The following is a 20,710-nucleotide window of genomic DNA, read 5'->3' as shown; positions in this document are numbered from 1 at the left end:
TTTCTCCTGTAGGTGGAGTGTAGGGATCCCGTATCTATGGGCGTTTTCCGCAATGAAAACGCCGCTGCACCCCCTTCCGGGATACCCAGCAACAGGGAAAACTGCCCTAAAGCGTTCCCTGCGATTTGATCTCCAGATAACGGTTGATGGCGGCGATGCCTGCCTTTTCCGGAGATGTCTCCACCACCAGGACCCCGCGGCGCTGTAGCTGCGCCACGATCAGCCTGCGGCGCGCAAGCATCTCATTGGCCGCAGTCACGGCAAACATCTCAGTCGCATTGCGAGGCTGCTGCCGTGCAAACTCCGTCAGTTCGGGATGCTCGAGCAACACCAGCACGACCAGGTGCCGCTTCGCGAGATCGGCAACCGCGAGCGATACGTCAGGCGCAGAGGCACTCTCCGCCATCTCGGTGATCCAGAAGACGAGCGACCGCTGGGTCTGGAGCTGACGGAAGCGGGCCGCAGCCAGCCGATGATCTGCTTCGGCATGCTCCGAATGAACCATCGACAAGGCATCGAGCATACGGCGCAGATGTGGTGCTCCCTTCGATGGGGAGATCTGTTGCTGGATGCGCCGGCCATAGGCAAGCAACGCGCTACGGTCGCCGGCGCGGTCCACCACCTGAGACAGGCGCATCGCTGCCGAGACCGCCTGATCCACCTGTTGCAGGTGCAACCGGTCATCATGCGCCCGCTCCTGGAAGCCGACCATCGCCGAATTGCCATGGTTTGATCCGCCAACCTTCAACTCAAACGATGTCCGTGACAGTCGCCCGGCATCAATGACAGTCCATACCTGTTGCGACCGTTCCGTGCGGAAGGTGCGTGTGATGGGTTTGCCGCGACGTGCGGTCGCTGTCCATGAGATGTTCCGCAGTTCATCGCCCTGCTGATAGTCACGTAGCGACTCAAACTCGCGGCCGAGGCCGATGCGGCCTCGCCTCCGCTTCTCCAACTCGATCTGACGCGCACGGATCAGAAAAACATCGTCGGCTGTGCCGACGGCCTGCGGCACGACACGAATCGTCTGTTCCAGGGGCACAAGCGAGCGACCCTCCGCCAGGCCCAGGATCGACCGGTAACGAAGATAGACGTGGTCCAGCTTCATCTCACCACGTTTGGCCGGAAAGGTCGGGACACGGATCTCCGCCAGTTGGTTGCGGAAGATGGTAATTGCCTGCAGCGGAGGAACCAGCGAGAGTGCGGGATGCAGCCCGTCCATGACCGCGACACGCATCCGGCCGCTCCCAGCCTGTTCGATCTCCAACACAATATCCGTCCGCTCACCCAGCATCGGTGCATGGACAAATCGCCGTCTGACGGTAAAGATGCCGGCCTTCGGTAGACGCCAGGCATCGATCGCAGCCAGCACAAGAATGATGCCGTCCCATACGGGCATCATCCAGAGAGTGTGCGACAGAAAGAACGCGGGAATCGCAAACAACACGCCTGCCGTCAACAGCCACAGGGCGCGCGGCGTAAGAGCAAATGCGAATAAGCGCCAACGCTGGCTTTTCAGCGTAGCGGATGCCGCAACCGGTTCTGGGATCAGCGTCTGCATTCGAACCTATTTGGGAACCGGGGAAGCCGCCAACACGTCGTTCAAAACGCGGTCCGGGTCAAGACCTTCCAGTTCTGCTTCGGCCTTCAATTGCAGGCGGTGCCGCAGACATGGAATCGCGGCCGCCTTGACGTCGTCCGGCAGCAGGAAATCGCGGCCATCTTTGGCGGCGTACACCTTCGCGGTGTTCAACAGAGCGACGGCTGCGCGTGGTGAAGCTCCCAGGGCCAGCGCGGGCCACGAACGCGTGCGGCGAACAATTGACAGCAGATACTGAAGTACCTGCTCCTCTGCTTCGACGGCGCGCGCCTGTGCCCGTGCCGCGGAGATCCAGGCCGGATCGACTGGATCGATCGGTGTCTGTTCCAGCAGGCCGCCGGAGGCATGGTGCCGTTCCAGCACCGAAAGCTCTTCAGCTTCCGACGGATACCCGATTCTGATCTTCAACAGGAAACGATCGAGCTGGGCCTCAGGCAGAGGATAGGTTCCTTCAAACTCCACCGGGTTCTGCGTAGCAAAGACCGTAAAGTACGGATCGAGTACATGGCGCACGCCATCGGCCGTGATCTGTCTCTCTTCCATGCACTCCAGCAGTGCAGCCTGCGTGCGCGGAGGCATACGATTCACCTCGTCGGCCAACAGGAACTGCGTAAATGCCGGCCCCTTGTGAAAGACAAAGGCATTGTGGGACGGCATGAAAACATTTGTACCGGTGATATCGGCCGGCATCATGTCCGGAGTTCCCTGGATGCGACGATAGTCGAGCGCCAGCCAGCGCGCCAGCGACTTCACTGCCAGCGTCTTCGCAACGCCGGGTACGCCTTCAATAATGGCGTGTCCACCGGCGAGCAGCGTCACCATCGCCTGCTCGATCAGCTCATGCTGTCCTGCAAGGACCTTTCCCAGTTCCTGCGAGCCGTGCTCGAAGAGAGCCTGGACGGCATTGGTTCCAATCTGCTCCTCGGGGAGCAACTGTTCATGTTCGGACAAAGAAATTCTCCTTGAAAGCCGTGGATTTCACAGACACCCGCTGCTCCAACTCTTCCATAACCTGATGGAAACGTTTGACCACCGTAAGAGCGACTGCAGGCGAAGTCCGCTTCAATGTTTCTGTCTCTTCTAAAAGCGGGATGATATCGGGCGAGTCATAGTTGAAGCGTTCGCGTAGCGAAGCTGCAATCGCAGGCGCGCCCTCCCGCACCGTTTCACGCCCAATACCGCACTGCTGTTCCAGCATGTGAATCAGGCGCAGACGCGCATCTGCAATCGCCGCTTCTCCCGCACCCGCCTTGTGATACAGATTGCCCATCGAATAGGCGAACTCAAGCGGTGAGGTACGCGGCGTAGTTGCCAATGTCCGTAATGGACCGTGTCGCCATCCATACGCCAGGAAGAGAAAGAGCAACACCGCCAGAAGCTGCAGCACCAGTGCGGTCAAGGGGATGCCTTTGGTTTTGCTCCACGGCGAGAGCGGTAACGGCTGCGCATCGGCTTCGTTGAAGAGAATCGTGCGATCCGTGCCTCCGATACTCGCCATCAGTAGTCGCAGGTTCGCATCGTCGTGCAGACCACGATTGGTGATCGGCTCTACTGAAGCCCACCATACGATCGAACCTTTTCCGTAGGGATAGTAGATGACCGCTGCCCCTCCCATGCACGAGTGCGCCACATAGGTCTCCAGCAGGTCGTCTTTGGCGAGAATGGCAGGATGGAACAAAACCGGTCCGGCATGCGCCAGTGCGCTGCTGCCCTGGGGGGTTGTCAGGCAGCGCTCCGGCGGCCTAAGGTCATCCAGCCAATAGAAACCCGGCAGTAGATGCGCTCCGGCAATGCCATCCGCCAACACGTGGCCACCGCGTTTGACGAAGTCTCCGAGCGCATCCTGCTCGGGCTTCTCGAACTGGGCCCACGGTGTCGCAATCACAAGCGTGGTGTGCTCCGCATCGACGGTATTGAGAGCCGTCAGAGGAGCATCGGAATGCTGCACGCGATATCCGAGACGCTGCAACAGCACATAGGCTGCTTTCGTACCGCCGGCCGCGGCATTGCTCACAATGGGCCTCTGATCATTTGGATCGGAGGATGACGCAAAGATGCTGACGAGGACGATCAGGCCGATGGCAATACCGATGCCGGCCAGGACGAGTTTCTTCTCACGTGCCATCATGCGCGGGACAGCTCCCGTGCAAGCCCGGCCGCACGCTGATAGTCGAGCTCCGTGGCTTCGCGCCGGCCATACCAGACCGACTCGAGTAGTACAGTCTGTTCGCGCAGCAGCCTGCGCTGTTCCGAGCCGGGCTGTAGCAGTACGAGGTACTCCCGCGGCGTGCGGTTACGGACGATCGCCCAGATGCGCCGCTCTTCAAAACCGGTAATCGTCTGCCAATAGAGTGCATGGATCGCCTCTCTCCACTCACCCCGCTGGGCGCACGCCTCCGCCTCCTTTACCCATGAGACCGACGCGGGCGTCTCCTGCTTTGTGCCACGCACTTGTTCCGGCACCAGCCTGTCTTCGCGTAACTGGCGCATCAGCCACAGACCAAGCGCCAGCAGAGGAATGGCAAAGAGAATCACTTCGAGCACGACTCTCGCCCAGCTGATGGTGGAATCGCTGACATTGGAAACGTTCAGGTGGCGCGCCATCCAGAGATCAATCCGTCTGGACAGCCGTTCCCACCACGATGGCTTCGCCTCTTTAAACTCGACCTGCTGCAGTACTGCATCCGCCTCCTTGCGCACATCGTGGCGCGGCTGCGGCGCTGCGGATTCGATCGAAAGATGCTGCAGCAGGGTCTCCGCCTTCGCTGCACGCTGTTGCTGGGTCGCGGTCGCCATCTCCGGCAGCGCCTTCCGCAGCCAGCCATAGCGAACGTGACTCATGGTACTGGCATCGAGATCGATGCTTTCGTCAGGACCTACACGATCTGACGTACAAGCCTTCGTATCACTCGCACAGTCACGGATCAGTTGCTGCAATGTTGCAGTGTTGGCCTGGTGCTGCTGCAAGGTGACATGCGTCAGCACGGTCTGCGCGTGTGTGGCGAGACCCGAGAAGAGCAGCAAAAGCGCAGGAAGAGCGCAACGATACATCGTTTCGCCTAGGCCTCGGCCACACCTTCGGCGGGAGAACCGGGCTCTTCGACAGGCTGCGCCACCAGGTTCTGCATCATGAACTCAATATCGAAGGCTTCGCGGCGCACCCGCTCATCGAAATAGACCAGTGTCATGCTGACGGCGCCAATGGGCTGCAACAGGAGCGATGCGAAAAATACCACCGCCATCGAGACAAGCTGAGCGGCCAAAAGCGCCAGCTTCCCACGCATCGAGGCAAAGACCAAGGCAGAAAGCCCGCCCCAAAGCACCAGATAAAGCACACCGATCAGGCAGAAGATCAGGAAGATGCGCCACTTGCGATCGGCCGTAAGAGCCCGGCTCCGCTTCAGCGCCGCACGTACGCCGAGACCCTCCATCACCGATGCAGGCATCGCCAGGGCAACCTTGCAGAAGCGATAGCCGGAGTATATAAAACTGAAAAATGCCGCAAACCCCACCAGAGCGATCGCGATTGTTACAGAGGTCGATCGAGTTGCGGCCATTACCCCGGCCAGAACAGCCAACACGATATAGATGACAATCGTGACCCATCCCGCGCTCAGGAACTGCACAACGATCAGCGCCGGGTAGCGGAACCAGTGCTTTTTACTCTCCTGATAGGCCGCGCCAACCGTGACCTGGCGATCCAGGTAGACCGACGACACCGCGAAGGTCGATGCGGCCTGCGAGCTGCCATAAACACCCAGGGTGACCAGGCTCCACACGATCGTGAAGACGCCGAGAAGCACGGCGTAGGTCGTGTTCGAATGAGAGGCCCGCACCATGTGGTCAAGGCCGATACGGATGCTGCTGCCGCATAACGACACCAGCGCAGGAACCAGGGCGACACCACAGAAGAGCCAGAAATTGCTCCGGGAGAGCGAGAAGGTGCGATCGACAACCTCGCCCGTAGTAAGCGGACGCAAACGGTCAGTAACCGCGTCGCCGGCAGGGTGAAACTCAGCCTGAGAATCCATAGAGTCCCTGAGAAAGTTTTGGATAGCGCGAATTCTAGCAGAGCCCCTGCAGCGTGTCTGCGAGTTAAATTTAACGCCTGCGCAGACGCTTCCCATTCGCGCCTTTCTGAGGCAAACAAAGAACCTTATGCTGTTTCTTGACGTGACGGTCAACGCTGGAACCGGCGTTATCTGATGTGGTACCTCGCATGGACAGTCGTCATCGGAATCCAATACCCTTTCAATTGATTTGCTGGAGCATTTCTCCTAAGGCTGTAGAGCGGGGTTTTTGGTTGTTTGCGCCGTTTTCCTGCGAAGAAAAACGGCATTCGCAGATTCATCCAAAGCTGCCGTATTAGGAGACTTGCTCTAATTTCGTAGTTTCCCCCAACCTGTCTTGCCCAAAGAAATTGATTCGTGCAGATGTGCAGTAAGCACACGATTTCGAACCCCCTCTAACTCCCCCAAAATTGAGGCCCAAATTTGATGAACCCTCAAAAGCTATTAAGGCTTTTGTTCTGCGTGCTCGCGCTGTGCTTTGCCATGTCGTCGAGCGTGTATGCACAGGGAGGAAGCGCCGTACTAAGCGGGACCGTTACGGATCCCTCAGGCGCCGCCGTTCCCAATGCACATGTAACTGCCACAAATACCGAGACCAACCTGGTGCTCACCTCAGAGACCAATGCATCCGGTCTTTATCGTTTCCCCACTATCCCGCCCGGCCACTACACCATTGCAGCCGAGGTCTCCGGCTTCCAGAAGTTCCAGCAGACCGGCGTACTGCTCACCGTCAGCCAGCAGGCTACGCTCGATATCGGCTTGCAGGTCGGTAGTGAGAGCGAGACCGTCAACGTCACCGCGGGCGCGGCTCTGATCAACACCACCAACGCCGAAGTCAGCAACACCGTCGGCGAACAGGCCATCCGTGAACTTCCGCTCAACGGACGCGATCCATCCAGCCTGGTATTGCTCTCGCCCGGAACCGTCAACGTACTCAACACCGGTGCCGGCACCCTGCAGGGCGAGACCACCTTCCCCAATGAGACCGGCGCCTCCGCAGGCGGCGGGCGCCAGGGCAGCACGCTCTATCTGTTGGATGGCGTGCCCAACATGGACACCTATATGGCGCTCGCAGCGCCTTCACCGAACGCCGATGCCACTGCCGAGTTCCGTGTCATCTCCAACAACTTCGACGCGCACTATGGCTTCTCGCCGGGAGCGGTTGTCAGCATTGAGACCAAGGGCGGCACCAACGCCTTCCACGGCGGAGCCTTCGAGTTCCTGCGCAACAGCGCATTGAACGCAGCCGACTACTTCTCGAAGAAGGTGGATCCGCTACGCCGCAACCAGTTCGGCGGATTCCTCGGCGGCCCGATCAAGAGGAACAAGCTCTTCTTCTTCGCCAACTACCAGGGCACGCGCCAGTCCACCACCGCCACCTCGAACAGCACCAACACGCCCACCGCCGCGATGTTGAACGGCGACTTCTCGGCATACCCGAAGACGCTCGGCGGCGGCTTCGTTAACAACCGCATCGATCCCAGCCTCTATAACCCTGCCGCTGTACGCATTGCCAACACGGCACTGCCGCGCGGAGGAGATCCGGCCAGCGGCCTGGTCTACTACACCGCTCCTGCCTCGGTGGAGAAGTTCGACGAAGGCACCGGCCGTCTGGACTACTCCATCAACGACAAGCAGCGCCTCACGTTGCGTAGCTTCATCCAGTACTACAACCGTGGTGAAGCATCGACGCCCGGCAACATCCTCGCCATCGTTCCCGGCAAGCAGGGCAAGCTCTTCAACGAGGTGCTGAACCATACCTGGACCATCTCGCCCAGCCTGGTCAACGCTCTCTCATTGTTCTGGAACCAGGAGCACGTCTACAACGCAGGCACGCAGCGCGACAGCTCCGGCAACGCCTTCTGTCTCTCTAAGTACATCAACGTCAGCGACCCAGCGGGCGCCTGCTACTCAGAAGGCCTGAACGCCAACGGCGGCTTCAGCACGCCCTACTCCGAATACACGGGGGAGATGCGCCGTTCGTGGGGCTTCTCCGACTCCGTCACCAAGATCATCGGCAACCACACCGTTTCGTTCGGTGTGGACCTGTGGCATCAGCGTGCGCGTGAGTTCACCTACTATCCGGCGGCGCCGATCATCGGCTTCAACGGATACTCCACCGGCTCCGGCCTGGCGGACTTCCTGCTCGGCCGCGTCGGTACCTTCACGCAAGGTGCGGGCGAGATAGCCGATGTCTCCGGCAACCTGCTGGGAGCATTCGGGCAGGACCAGTTCCGTCTGCGTCCGAACCTGACCGTCACGCTCGGCCTGCGCTGGGATCCGAACCTCGCACCGGCCTCGAAGGACGGCCGTGGCGCGGTCTACAACCCGGGACAGCAGAGCACGGTCTTCCCAAATGCCCCCAGAGGTCTGGTCTTCCCCGGCGACCGTGGTGTGCCTGACAGCCTGGCGCAAAACACCTATGGTTACTGGGAGCCTCGTATCGCCTTTGCCTACCAGGCCAGCCCGAAGACGGCCTTCCGCGCCGGCTTTGGTATGTTCACCGCTCCGCTGCCTTACTCGGCTTATAACCACGTAGCCGACGTAAGCCCGTTCAGCCCGACGTTCACACTGAACGGCAGTGCATCGAACCCGATCAACTTCTCCAACCCGTGGGCGAACTTCTCGTCAACGGGCTTCGCCAGCCCGTTCCCGCCCTTTGCCTATGACAATGTTCGGCCCTCGTCGAACTACGTCTTCCCGGCACAGACCACGGTACCGGCAGCCTTCCGTCCGAACTTCAAACTCGGCATGACGCAGAGCTGGAACGCGTCAGTCGAGCAGCAGTTCAGCGGAGACCTGGTGATGCACCTCGCCTACGTCGGCAGTCAGTCCTACCACCAGACGCTGATCATCGACGCCAACCCCGGCCAGATCGCCGCGAGCGTACGTGGAACACGTGGGCTGACGAACTACGGCCAGATCCTCACCATCAACAGCAACGGCACCAGCAGCTATCACTCGCTGCAAGCGCAGTTCGAGAAGCGCTTCTCGCACAGCTTCCAGGCGCAGAGCAGCTTTACGTGGTCGAAGAATATCGACATCGCCGCCAGCGGCAATGCGTCGTTCACTGGCAACGGTCTCTCCAATCCGTATGACCTGCGCTTCAACCGTGGCCTCTCCGACCTGAACTTCCCGCTGGTCTCGGTGACCAACCTGGTCTACTCCACACCGAAACTGAAGGGATGGAACCCGATCGCGCGCAATGTGCTGGGCGAGTGGGAGATCAGCGGTATCTATACGCTGCAATCTGGCCGCCCGTTCAGCGTAAGTGGTGGTAACGGCAACAACAACTCCGGCGCGCTCGTCTATGGCGACCGGGCCGACCGCGTTCCCGGCGTCGTTGTGCAGACGCACCAGGGCAGCAAGCAGGAATGGGTGCAGCAGTACTTCACCACGGCCGCCTTCGCTCAGAATGCAGTTGGGACTTTCGGCAACTCAGGACGAAACATTCTGAAGGGGCCTGGCACCAACTACAGCGATGCGGCACTGATGAAGAACTGGACGATCCAGGAGCGGTACAAGATCCAGTTCCGCTGGGAGCTCTTCAATGCCTTCAACCGCATCACCTTCGGCCAGCCCGATGCCAATCCGTCCAGCGGAACCTACGGACGTATTACGGCAACCGGACCGGTCAAGCCGCGTGTGATGCAGGGCGGTCTGAAGGTCACGTTCTAATAACAATCCTGAAACATGAAGCGGATGTGCTGGTAACCAGCACATCCGCTTTTTATTTAAGAAGACACCGGGTGCCCCGGGTCCCCTTGGGGACCTGGGTATTCGCTCCGCGCGAACCCTCTCTTTTGCTTGTCATCCTCTTTTGCTTGTCATCCTGAGCAAAGTGAAGGACCTGCTTTACCGCCCCGCCGGGATCTTCGGTCGAGAAGCAGATTTCTCCGCTCCCTCCGGTCGACCACCCCAACCAGCAAGCTGGTCGGGGACCCCGGCGCTGCGAAATGACAAACCCAAAAAGACGATTCGAGCTTCGCTCGAACAACCCACATAAGCTTCGCGTATGTGGGGCACCCAGTTTTGTGGCACCATCGGTTTGACCACTCCAAACACGTCCCCGTACCATGGCGCGAAAGCGTTCCATACTCCACTTCGTGAGCCGACACTCGAATGCCGTGGCCGCAGGACTATCTGCTCTATCACCTGGGACTCGGCTGGTCGGCCGCCCTCGCCGCTCTACCGATCTTTACCCTGTTGCTTCTATTGGGTGTCCTGCGCAAACCCTCGTGGATGGCGGGCCTGTCGGGACTGGCCGTTACCTTCGTGCTGGCTATCGGCGGATATCACATGCCCGCGCTGCAGGCCGTCAGCGCCGCTGCACACGGAGCGGCCTTCGGCCTCTTCCCCATCTCGTGGATCATCTTCTGGGCGATTGCCCTCTTCCGCATTACCGAATCCACGGGCAAGTTCGACATTATTAAGGATTCCGTCAGCCGCCTGACCCCTGATCTACGGCTGCAGGCGCTGCTGATCGCCTTCGCCTTCGGAGCCTTTCTCGAAGGCGCCGCCGGCTTTGGAGCTCCAGTAGCCATTGCGGCCACCATGCTGACCGGCCTCGGCTTCTCCGCCTTTACCGCCGCCGCCATCTGCCTGCTGGCCAACACGGGCCCCGTTGCTTTCGGATCGATTGGAATTCCGGTAGTAACGCTCGCCGGAATCACCGGCCTGCCGCTCGACAAGCTCAGCGGAGCAGTCGGCAGCTTCTGCGCGCCGGTCTCGTTCATTCTTCCTGCGTACCTGATCCTCGCCATGTGGGGTCGCACTGGTTTTGCAGGAGTCTGGCTGCCATGTCTCGTCGGCGGTGCCGCCTTCGCATCAGTGCAATGGAGCGTCTCGCACTACATCGGGCCGCAACTCACCGACATCCTTGCCTCGCTGACGGCGATCGCCGCCCTCGTCGCTGTGATTCGCTTCCGCCGGTCGGAGCAGGACACCTCCTACCTGCACCCCGGCGACATTACGGATACGACAACAACAAACGGCTACACCGCCGGCCAGATCTTCGTTGCCTGGATGCCCTACGGCCTGCTGGTGCTCTGCGTGCTGCTCTGGGGTTACCAGCCCTTTCAGAGGCTGCTGAACCGCGGCAGCATCCTGATCCCCTGGCCCTATCTGCACAACATGGTGCTGCGTATGCCGCCGCTGGTGGCCAAGGCCGCGCCGTATCCGGCGATCTTCAACCTGAACTGGTTTAGTGCCTCCGGCACCTCCTGCATGACCGCAACGGTGCTCTCTGCCCTGTTGCTGCGGGTGCGGCCGATGGAGTTCCTCCGCATCCTGGTCTCGGTGGTGCGCACGCTGGCCCTGCCTACCCTGACCGTGACCTCAGTGCTGGCGATGGCCTTCCTGATGAACTACTGCGGAGCCACCGCCACCCTGGGCCTGGCCTTTGCAGCAACAGGAGTGCTGTTCCCCTTCTTCAGCGCCCTACTGGGCTGGCTCGGCGTCTTCCTCACCGGCTCGGACACCTCTGCTAACGCTCTCTTCGGCAGCCTGCAAGAAGTGACGGCGAATCGTCTCGGTCTCGACGCCGTGCTGATGGCTGCAGCGAACTCCGCCGGCGGCGTGATGGGCAAGATGATCAGTTTGCAGACGATCGCGGTAGCTGCTGCAGCGACGAACATGTCGCTGCACGACCAGTCAAAGCTCTTCCGCTTTACGTTGAGGCACAGTGTGCTGCTCGCGGCCGTCATCGGCTTGCTGGCCGTGGTGTACGTCTATGTCTTTCACGTGCGGTGGCTCTAACCGACGTTTCAGTTCATTCGGGTAGACCCTCAATCTCCACGACATCACCATCTTGCAGATGAAAGGCATCGCGGAGCTTGATATCGGTGGCCACCTCAACAATAGTTCTGGGATGGTCACCGCGGCCTTGCTCGTTGGCATCCGTCCTAAGGATGAACGCAGGCCTCCCGAGGATGGAACAGGGAACAAGGTTCACAGAGACGGTGCCGCCATACTCGTGCCCTTCGAGCCGCATCGGCCTCTCCGGCAATCGATACGGAGTTTCAAGCTGGATATTGAGTGTTCCGGGAAACAAGATCATTCCTGTCTTCGCCAAGTAGTGATCGCGCAGCTTCTCGATCCAATAGGAGAAGTTACCAATTCCCGAGACCACCCTGCCACGTAATATCAACGACCCAACTCCACAAAAACGGTTGATACCCAGATAAACTTTCGCGAGCTTTACTTCAAGCTCACATCGCTACCACTGCCTTCGGCCGATACGCACTTCCCCACTGCGACGGCTTCGGTCCCATGACAAACTTCACCGTCGCCCCTGCCTGGATCTGCTCCCACGTCAGCACCGGTTCGGTCAGCGGCTTGCCGTCGATGGTGGCGGACTGGATGTACTGGTTCTCTGCCGAGTTGTTTTCGGCCTGTACCGTGAAGGTCTTTCCGTTTGCCAGCTTCAGGCTCATCTGACGGTAGAGCGGTGAGCCGATCATGTATTCTCCGCTGGCGGCGTTGACCGGGTAGAAGCCCATGGCGGTGAAGATGAACCAGGCGGACATCTGGCCGCAGTCGTCGTCACCGATCAGGCCTGCGGGGCCGGTCTTGTAGTGGGCTGCGGCGATCTGGCGGACGCGTTCCTGCGTCTTCCAGGGCTGGCCGGCGAAGTCGTAGAGATAGCCGTAGTGGTGGCTGGGCTCGTTGTTGTGGTCGTTATGGCCGCCGGCGAAGTGTTGGTCGAGATACTTGGCGTAGTTCTCGGCGCCGCCCATCAGGTCCATCAGGCCTGCCTGGTCGTGAAAGGCTCCCCAGGTGTAGACCCAGGCATCGCCCTCGGTCCAGCCGGCGATGGTGCGATTCGCATTGGTGTCGCCGCCTTCGCCGCCGCTGATCGGCGCCCAGCTTCCGTCGCTGCGCTTGCCGTTCATCAGGTGGCGGTCAGGGTTGTAGAGGTGACGAGCGTTGAGGGAGCGTTGCATCAGCTCCTTGTACTCCGCGTCTTTGCCGAGCATTTTGGCGATCTGCGCGACGCACCAGTCGTCGTAGCTGTCTTCAATGGTGCGGCTGGCGGCTTCGTCGATCTTGTCGACCGGAATGTAGCCGAGGGTCTTGTAGTAGGTCAGGCCGGCGCGGGCCTCATACGGAGTCTTTACCTCGCGGTCGAGCCAGCGGCGGGTGGTATCTCCATCCGGAGGAACGGTAGCGTCTTTCCAGGCCGCCTGCCACGCCGTCTCCTTGTCGAAGCCATGGAAGCCCTTGCGCATGGCTTCGGCGACGAGCGAGTCGGCATGCGTGCCGATCATGATGTTGGTATAGCTGGGGTTGGGCCACTTGGGCATCCAGCCGCCCTCTTTGTAGTCGTTCAGCAGGGCCGTCACCATGCCGTCGATATGTTCCGGAGACGTGAGGGTGAGCCAACTCCACTCGGCGCGGAAGGTATCCCAGATCGAATAGGCCGTGTAGCTGGTGCCATCGTGCACCTTATCGTCAAAGCCGGAGTAGTAGCGGCCGCCCTCGGTCATAATGCGTGGGAAGAGCTGCGAGCGATAAAACGCCGTGTAGAGACGGACTTTGTCAGATTGCGAGGCTCTGGAGACCTGCAGATGCGCGAGCTTCTCCTGCCAGGTGGCATGCAATTTGCGCTGTAGCACTTCGAAGTTCCAGTCCGGCATCTCGGCCTTCAGATTGGCGCGCGCCTGGTCCAGGCTAATGAACGAGGTGCCTACGCGCAGCTCAACCAGTTCACCGGGAGCGAACTCGACGTAGGCGCCGCGATAGTCTTTTGCATCCTTACCGTAGGTCTCACCCGACTTGGGAAGCTTGCGGAACTGCACGACGAAGTAGCCCTTGAAGTTGGGCAGTGCGGCGGCTCCGGCGTTGGGCATACTGCCCGGCCCCAGGTGGGCGTCCATGCGGTGCGGGTTCCAGCCCGTGATCTCGCCCTTGGCGAGATCCACGGCAGCCCAGCCATTGAAGTTGGGCCGTGAGGCCTCGACCAGGATACGGGCCGCACCTTTGGCCGGAAAGCGGAAGCGCATCATGCCGCTGTGTTCGGTTGCGGTTATCTCGGCTTTGAGCGCCTGACCTTCGCCGGCATCGAGGGTCACGCGATAGATATCCGGATGCGACTGCTCGTCTTCGTGGCGAAACTTCATCGCACGCGCTTCGGGAGTTGTGCGCAACTCGCCGCCTACCTGCGGGATGACGGTGACATAGCCGAAGTCGCCCATCCACATCGCCGGCTGATGCGTGCCCATGAAGCCCGACATCGTCGTGTCATGCCACTCATACGAGAGCACGCTGATCTTGTTCTGCCGTGTCTGCGGAATCCAGCCGGTCATGGCGAAGGGAGGTTCGACCAGAGGCAGGGTGCGGCCATAGCCCTCGGGAGTCTTCTCACTACCGATCAGAGGATCAACGTACTGCACCACGTCCGTTGGAGCGGGCTTGGCCTGGGAGTGCCTGGCTTGGGCGGGCTTAGCTTGAGCGAGCAAGGCAGGGGAGACGGCAAGAAGAGCGAATGCGAGGTGTTTCATGGCAGGGAGAAGGATAGTTGAATGGTGGAATGGTTGAATAGTTGAATGGTTTTGATTGGTTGAATTGTTTGATGGGTTCCGGGCGAGATTCACGACTTGCTGAAAGAGAAAAGCAAATCCCTTCGGGATGACAAAAATACGAGGAATCCCGCAGCGCGCATACCCGTACGGAAACCATTCAACTATTCAACCCTTCCACTATTCAACTAAACTCAAGCTTCACCCAAGAAGGAGACCTATCTCATGACACGCCGTAGCTGGATCTTCCGCCTCTCTTCGCTGCTTCTTGTTCCTGCAGGTCTCATTGCGCAGCAACCCGCCACGCCTCAGAATCAGCCGACGCAGCGCATTCTGATTCATGTGCACTCCGATCAGCCTGCGGACTGGCAGGCGGCGTTGAAGAAGGCCAACGACCTGATGACTTCGAGCGCGAAGCCGTATGACACGCGGGTTGAGATTCTGGCCACTGGCGACGGTTTAAAGCTGGTTGATAAGAAGGGTGCTCTTGGCAATGACGTGACCAGCGCGGTTGGCAAGGATGTCAGCTTCGTCGCCTGCCATGCGTCCATGCGCTCGAACAAGATGAACGACGATCAGTTGCAGACAGGTGTCGGCACCGTTCCATCCGGCGGACGCGAGATGGCGGCGCGTAAGGCTGAAGGCTGGACGGTGATGGATGATAAGTCTTTGAAGTAGGGTTTCGTGCTTGCAGAGCCCCATCCACGCTGTGGGTGGGGTTTGTTGTTTGAAAAGTAGATCCCTACGGTAACAGCCGATCACAAAAGGGATAATTTGGCGATGCTACGACTAATCGGACAAAATGAAGCTCAAATACTTCTGAATGAAGCGAATCTGCGCGAAGGTACGCAGGGCGTGCCACGCTCGACTTATTGCTTCCGGCATACCTACGCCACACTCAGATTGCAGGAAGGCGTGGACGTGTATTTCCTTGCCGAGCAGATGGGGACATCCGTCCAGATGATTGAGAGCCACTATGGACACGTCAACACGATCAAGCATGCCGACCGCGTGTTGCAGGGCATGACGGGATGGGAGCTGCCGCAAGTAGAACCGGGCGATATCAAGGCTAAGGCGTCGAAAGCGGCAGAGACGCACGATAAATTCAAAAGGAGGCCGCGCACCAAAGCAATTCCGGGCTCACTTCTTGCTCGCCAGTGATTTTATTCCGGCGATGTAGCTTGTCTCCGTCTGCGTCTAAGATCACGAGCAGAGGTATCTTGAGTCCTTTCGCAATGATTGCAGGGCGCAAAAATTCGCTCTTGCCGTTTACATTCACCATGTGGGCTCCCGACCTACGGTAGGCGTCCCACCGACCGGACAGGACCATCCAGCTCTGGATATAGGCAACGTCCTCTAACCCCTCAACTAATACAAGTTTTTTTGTAAAAACATCTCAGATAAAGCGGGCTGAAGCGCTTGATGGAGTTTCGCTGTCGTTGCATTTAGGTCTTTTGAGGGTTTGCCCGTGAGTTCGGCGAACTTTTTTGCAAGATCCACGACCTTATATTGTCGAACGAGGGCATGGGGAAACCTTTCCCCTGGCAACGCACCGGGCATTGATGCCCCCAGGGCAAGGCTGCTAGAGTTTCAGCAGATGTACCCTCCCTTCCCGGAGAAGACTCGCAGGTTTCAGTGGGGGCCCGGCCATTACCATCACGAATCAGCAGTCCCGAATCCTTATCTTCCTCGTATATCTGCTTGCTGGAGCCGTCGCCCTTCAAGGACTGTTGGTGTGGCCTCCAATGATTGTGATCGGCCCGGCGTTTGCGACGCTCCTGGCTATCATCATTGCGCGTACCGCCAAGGTTAAGCTCACTCTTGCCATCATTGGCGTCGTTTTGCTTTACAGCGTCGTCGTGCTTGTCCTTTTCGTCATAGTGGCTTTTGTCGCACCCAGCCATTATCAGAACGGTGAGGACGCGATCACGTGGGGGCTCACGCTTGAGGGAATTGTGGCGGCTCTCCTGCTCCATGGGCTCATCCGTAAGCTGCGTGCGCGAACTCCTCAGACGCAACAGACAGCGCCGGGGCCGAAGCCACCGCAGAAACAAGACCCACCTGCGGCTACAGAGAACCCCGCCGAAAGGGTCGTCATTCCCAGAGAGTTGGCGGAGTGGATCGCGACGAGCTTCGCGCTTCCTCTTAGCCGGTGCTACGCAGCCAACGCCGCTGCGGCCCGCGCGCTGGAACAAGGCAAGAGCCAGGACATCGCAAAGCAATCCGCAGCCGCGGCGGCAAAGGCCTGGATGCCGAAGCCCGGTGTCTCTTTGCTGGCTGTCAGCGACGACCGCCTGGATGAAGATGGGGCCTGGAAATCGATTGAGTTCGGAGCCCTCAGCCAGTTACTGGCAACCGAAGCCGCGTTGCTGCGAGCCTTCGAGCTTGGAAAGGACATGGCTCAGGCGACGGAGGCGGCGCGTGCCGCCGCGAAAGCGTGGGCGCCAGTCACCCCCCCTGGCTTACCGTCTCAAGTAGACCGCGCTCAGGGAGCGTCCCAGGGGGTCGTCTACGGATTCATGAAGCGCACCGTCCCTTTCCCCCTGACCACGCGGAGAAGCGTTACGTACATCGATAAATCCGTCTGGACGTTCACTGTTCAACGCAAAGGCATCGGGGAAAACAATCGGCCACTCTCTCCGATTCAGGTACAGATGGAGGGCTATCAAATCGACGGGCAACTGGAAGATGGTGACACCGTCGTCTTTGACGCACCTCCTACGGCATCGGTCGTGAACTCCGTTCGCCATATCCATAACCTTTCTAAGGGAGTGGACCTGCTCGTTCATCCGATGGAAGAAAGTCCCGCATACAAGAACTTTCAATCCAACAAGATTCTGGTCATCGTGCTGGTCATCATCCTGGGGGGAGGCATAGTTGTGGCGATGGTCTCGGCGTTCAATCGGCAGGCTGCCCCTATTCGGAAGATGTTCCCTCGATAAAGCATCTATGCCGTCCGCACATCGTTTCATCGCACCGTTGAGGACTTCAGATGAGCGACTTCAACTCGAACTACACTCCACCGCCGGACATCCATATCCCCGCGTTCGATTCAAGCGCGCAGTCTGCCTTTCAGGCAAACACCCAAGTTCCTTCGTTCGACCCATCGACGCAGGCATCGGTCCCGGCATTTCCTACGTTTGACCCATCCATGCAGGCACCATTCCCGGATAGCGGAACATTTTCTACGTTCGACCCGTCGACTCAGGCACCATTCCCGGATAACGGGACATTTCCAAACTTCGATCCATCGACGCAGGGGCCCGCTCCGGATGCCGGAACGTTTTCACCCTTCGACCCTTCGACTCAGGGATTCTCGTCCTCTGATCCAGGCATGTCTTTCCCGCAGGACAACTTCTCCTCCCCAGGTCCAGACCCGAGCTTTCCGTTCGACCCCGGCTTTGCGCCGCCCGATTACGACAACAGCGCCACGTTCGATTCCGGCCTCGCTCCCATTCCAGATTTCTATGGTCCGCCGGATATGGGCACGACACTGCCGGATCCGCCGCCGTTCGACGCTGAGTCAGGCGGTCAGACCTTCAGCTTTGAACCAGTGGCCTCTGTTCCATTGGATTTCGACCAGAAAACGATGGGGCCACCTTCGTTCGATCTGCCTCCAACGGACTTAACCCTGGGCATGGACACCGCCACAGCGACGTACACCGATGTTCGTGTGGACGACTTCCTCACCGCATTCCATGAGGCCAGCTTCGGTCCGCCTTCCTTCGACGAACCCCAGCCAGGAGACCCGAACAACGCGGTTGAGAGCGCTGCCGTTTCAACGGTCGAACCCGGCAAATCGGCTGAGCCCGTTGCCGATACTTCCGCTCGGCTCGACACCGCAGCAGCCAGCACCACGGACTCCAACGCTACACAAACCCCGGAGACGGGCGGAAGCTCGAATTCGAGCGCATCGGCGGATGGTGGAGTAACGCAGAGCGCCGGTGGTAACGAATCCGGAGCGGCGGCAAAGTCTGAGGCAGGTAACTCAGGGATGACGGAGTTCCGGGTGTGGCCAGGGGGACAATATGAACGCGCCGACGGCTCCGCCTACGACTATCAGGCCTCACAATCCTTCGTGCAAAACGGGGAAACGTACTATCAGAACGTCGAGGTACGTCCGGACGGAACAGTCGTCGTTCACGAGTACCGGGGCTCTGAAGGCTTCAATATCGAGCACACCTCGGTCACGCCGGGCCCCGATGCTGGTCCTCCAGTTCCCGGTGCCGGTACTCAAGCTCCAGACACGAGCCAGGCGCCGGCAAGCCCCGAAGCGAAGCCGGACCATGACAAGTCGGTGGATTCTGGCGGGCTCGGGCCCACTCTGCAGGCAATCGACCATTTCCTGGTTCCCAGAGCCGACGAGCATCCCTTTGCCCGAGGCGTTATGGACAACCTCTATAAACGCGGCGAAGGAATCGCGAGTGACCCTGCGGCTCTTTTTGGGTTTCGTCCTGACAAGACTCTACTTGGGTTTGCGCAGTCTTTCATCACACTGGGCAAGGCGGCCGACGACGTCTACTACTACATGATGCACCCCGACAGCCAGGAAGGAGAGCGAAAGCTAGGGAGCGCTGTGGTGGATGGAGCCTTCGAGACTCCCAACGTGATCGGCGTAGCAGAAGGGGCTTTCGGCGCACTTGGCGGTGGAGCAGGTGTGGCAGCGGCAGAGGCTGGAGCGGGTGCCGGAAAGCCTTCCGGCGAGGGTACTCCATCTGGACTTGCGGAACCGAAAGAAGCTACGCCGCCGTCGAAGGGTGAAGGCCCAGCGGCAGCTGAAACCGCCCCGCCGCGGGAGGCTCCCGTGGCAGCCGAACCAGTTGCACCGCCGGCGCAGGAGGGTGGCGGAGAGCCGCCGGCCACGGCAGGCGGTTCTGAACAGAACCCAGCGCCCGCAGCTGCGGAACCCCAGGGCCAGCCTCCAGCAGAGCCGCCGGCTGAACCTCGCGCCTCAGAGGAACCGGCAGAGCCACACAACTCCGAACCGGAACCTCACGACGCTGAACCCGAGCCTCATGACGCTGAACCCGAGCCTCATGACGCTGAACCCGAGCCTCATGACGCTGAATCGGAGCCACACGACGCTGAATCGGAGCCACATGACGCGGAATCCGAGCCTCACGACGCTGAACCGGAACCCCACGACGCAGAATCCGAGCCCAGCAGCGCCGAGCCGGAGCCCAACAGCGCCGAGCCCGAGCCGAACAGCGCCGAGCCCGAGCCAAACAGCGCCGAGCCTGGGCCCAACAGCGCCGAACCGGAGCCGCAGCAAGCCGAACCCGAACCACACGACCCGCAATCCGAGCCGCAAGGCAACGAAACCGAACCGTCCTCGCCGGAGGAGGGCAATACGGAAGAAGGCGCCAACGACTCTTCCGGTGAAAACGAAGAGAGCACTCAGACGCCAGTAGAACCGAGCGAAAACCCCAACAGCGGCGCCCGCGAACTGAACCTGGACGCCGGCGCTTCAGCTACATCGAATAAGCCCAGGTTCTACAGGGGTAGGAAGCCTTTGTCAGCTATCGTGCCAGCACCGAAACCGAAATTTGGTAATCCCTCCGGCGACTCCAGTGGGACTGGCCTGCGCACGGGGATGCGCTTCGGCGAGAAGAACGCAGCGGAGATCTCTTCCAACTTCAACCTCGATTACAACCAGGGCGCCGGAAGACCGAACTCCGTCACGTACGAAGTGCACGCAGGTGTAAGGGAACGCACGGCTGCACCTGAAGAAAGAGCCTTTGCAAGAGACTCCAGCACCGAAGGCGCGCAATCGAGCGACAGTGCCTATACAGGATCCGGCTATGAGCGAGGACATCTGGCTCAGCGGGAGGTATTTAAAGAAAACACATTCACCGGTGCGGACCACTTGACCAACCGTGGAGATGTGCCACAGGGTATCCCGCCGCAACGTGTGGCGGACCAATTCACGAACGTTGTCCCCATGAAGGCCGAACTGAATCGGGGTACGGGTTCCCGCTGGCGGGCAGCCGAGGTGGAAACGCTAAACCTGGCCGATGAGCTCGGCTCTGTCACAGTGAAAGTTGTCCCTAGGTATGCCGAGAATCCCCCAAGACTTTCAGACGGAACGCCAATCCCGGACTCTATCGAGCGTACGGTCTATGATTCGAACGGAAATCAGATCAGACACGATACATTTGATAATCGCTGAACGGTCCCCACAGACCCCTCCGACAGAACGCAGATCTGGCATCTCTCTTCGTAGGTCAGATGTCTGTAACTTCTCATGGCTCCCTCCAAGCTACGTTGTCCATGAAAAGCCACATCCTCAGACCGCTGGACAGGCGTTGTTGCGCCTTATGGTTGACATTCGCGCGTAGCGCGAACTGATTCTTTCGCTCATGCGAAAGAATCAATGACAAACAGTTCCTTCGCTAATTCACCCCAATGAACAAGTTCGCCGGGGACCCCGAACGCTCAGGATGACAAGCACAAGACCGTTCGCGCATCGCGCGAATACCCAGGTCCCCGAGGGACCTGGGGCACCCAACGTATGGCTATCT

General features: G+C 59.6%; 13 protein-coding genes and 1 pseudogene. 6 read left to right on the top strand and 8 right to left on the bottom strand.

Annotated elements, in window-relative coordinates:
* Nucleotides 1-106: 106 nt before the first annotated feature.
* The 5 genes from AB4Y89_RS09035 to AB4Y89_RS09015 are packed head-to-tail and all read right to left on the bottom strand — an operon-like array spanning nucleotide 107 to nucleotide 5,631.
* Nucleotides 107-1,561, bottom strand: a complete 1,455-nt coding sequence (locus AB4Y89_RS09035) for a DUF58 domain-containing protein (protein WP_442300589.1) — start codon at nucleotides 1,559-1,561, stop codon at nucleotides 107-109.
* A 6-nt stretch (nucleotides 1,562-1,567) separates the two neighbouring features.
* Complete coding sequence (locus AB4Y89_RS09030) at nucleotides 1,568-2,551, bottom strand: AAA family ATPase (protein ID WP_442300588.1); 984 nt, start codon at nucleotides 2,549-2,551, stop codon at nucleotides 1,568-1,570.
* The gene (locus AB4Y89_RS09025) at nucleotides 2,538-3,728 is read right to left on the bottom strand and encodes a DUF4350 domain-containing protein (protein ID WP_442300587.1); all 1,191 of its coding nucleotides are present in this window, start codon (nucleotides 3,726-3,728) and stop codon (nucleotides 2,538-2,540) included. Before AB4Y89_RS09025 ends, AB4Y89_RS09030 begins: the two co-directional genes overlap by 14 nt.
* The gene (locus AB4Y89_RS09020) at nucleotides 3,725-4,651 is read right to left on the bottom strand and encodes a DUF4129 domain-containing protein (protein WP_442300586.1); all 927 of its coding nucleotides are present in this window, start codon (nucleotides 4,649-4,651) and stop codon (nucleotides 3,725-3,727) included. The genes AB4Y89_RS09025 and AB4Y89_RS09020 overlap by 4 nt, the downstream gene beginning before the upstream one ends.
* Before the next feature lie 8 nt (nucleotides 4,652-4,659).
* The gene (locus AB4Y89_RS09015) at nucleotides 4,660-5,631 is read right to left on the bottom strand and encodes a hypothetical protein (RefSeq protein ID WP_442300585.1); all 972 of its coding nucleotides are present in this window, start codon (nucleotides 5,629-5,631) and stop codon (nucleotides 4,660-4,662) included.
* A 465-nt stretch (nucleotides 5,632-6,096) separates the two neighbouring features.
* Between AB4Y89_RS09015 and AB4Y89_RS09010 the strand changes: the two genes are divergently transcribed.
* Both AB4Y89_RS09010 and AB4Y89_RS09005 read left to right on the top strand, forming a co-directional pair.
* A complete protein-coding gene (locus tag AB4Y89_RS09010; protein WP_442300584.1) occupies nucleotides 6,097-9,348 on the top strand; it encodes a carboxypeptidase regulatory-like domain-containing protein in 3,252 nt (1,083 codons plus the stop codon).
* Between the two features lie 444 nt (nucleotides 9,349-9,792).
* A complete protein-coding gene (locus AB4Y89_RS09005) occupies nucleotides 9,793-11,427 on the top strand; it encodes an L-lactate permease (RefSeq protein WP_442300583.1) in 1,635 nt (544 codons plus the stop codon).
* Nucleotides 11,428-11,440: 13 nt separating this feature from the next.
* On the opposite strand, the gene AB4Y89_RS09000 is transcribed toward AB4Y89_RS09005, so the two are convergent.
* Both AB4Y89_RS09000 and AB4Y89_RS08995 read right to left on the bottom strand, forming a co-directional pair.
* The gene (locus AB4Y89_RS09000; RefSeq protein WP_442300582.1) at nucleotides 11,441-11,818 is read right to left on the bottom strand and encodes a DUF120 domain-containing protein; all 378 of its coding nucleotides are present in this window, start codon (nucleotides 11,816-11,818) and stop codon (nucleotides 11,441-11,443) included.
* A gap of 61 nt (nucleotides 11,819-11,879) precedes the next feature.
* Nucleotides 11,880-14,171, bottom strand: coding sequence for a GH92 family glycosyl hydrolase (locus tag AB4Y89_RS08995; protein ID WP_442300581.1), 2,292 nt, complete (start codon nucleotides 14,169-14,171; stop codon nucleotides 11,880-11,882).
* A gap of 243 nt (nucleotides 14,172-14,414) precedes the next feature.
* On the opposite strand from AB4Y89_RS08995, the gene AB4Y89_RS08990 reads away from it, so the two are divergent.
* Complete coding sequence (locus AB4Y89_RS08990) at nucleotides 14,415-14,867, top strand: DsrE family protein (RefSeq protein WP_442300580.1); 453 nt, start codon at nucleotides 14,415-14,417, stop codon at nucleotides 14,865-14,867.
* A 102-nt stretch (nucleotides 14,868-14,969) separates the two neighbouring features.
* Nucleotides 14,970-15,350 (top strand): hypothetical protein, encoded by a 381-nt coding sequence (locus AB4Y89_RS08985; protein WP_442300579.1) that lies wholly within the window; start codon nucleotides 14,970-14,972, stop codon nucleotides 15,348-15,350.
* On the opposite strand, the pseudogene AB4Y89_RS08980 reads toward AB4Y89_RS08985, so the two are convergent.
* Nucleotides 15,295-15,567, bottom strand: a pseudogene (locus AB4Y89_RS08980) (TOPRIM nucleotidyl transferase/hydrolase domain-containing protein); the annotation flags it as partial. The gene AB4Y89_RS08985 and the pseudogene AB4Y89_RS08980 overlap by 56 nt on opposite strands.
* Before the next feature lie 367 nt (nucleotides 15,568-15,934).
* Here AB4Y89_RS08980 and AB4Y89_RS08975 point away from each other — a divergent pair.
* The gene (locus AB4Y89_RS08975; protein ID WP_442300578.1) at nucleotides 15,935-17,131 is read left to right on the top strand and encodes a hypothetical protein; all 1,197 of its coding nucleotides are present in this window, start codon (nucleotides 15,935-15,937) and stop codon (nucleotides 17,129-17,131) included.
* 50 nt (nucleotides 17,132-17,181) lie between these two features.
* Nucleotides 17,182-20,358 (top strand): DNA/RNA non-specific endonuclease, encoded by a 3,177-nt coding sequence (locus AB4Y89_RS08970; protein ID WP_442300577.1) that lies wholly within the window; start codon nucleotides 17,182-17,184, stop codon nucleotides 20,356-20,358.
* Nucleotides 20,359-20,710: the final 352 nt, after the last annotated feature.

The sequence above is a fragment of the Terriglobus sp. 2YAB30_2 genome (assembly GCF_052114765.1).
Classification (GTDB): Bacteria; Acidobacteriota; Terriglobia; order Terriglobales; family Acidobacteriaceae; genus Terriglobus.
Note: the sequence above shows the minus strand (reverse complement) of the source record. Positions and strands in the feature narration are given on the sequence as shown.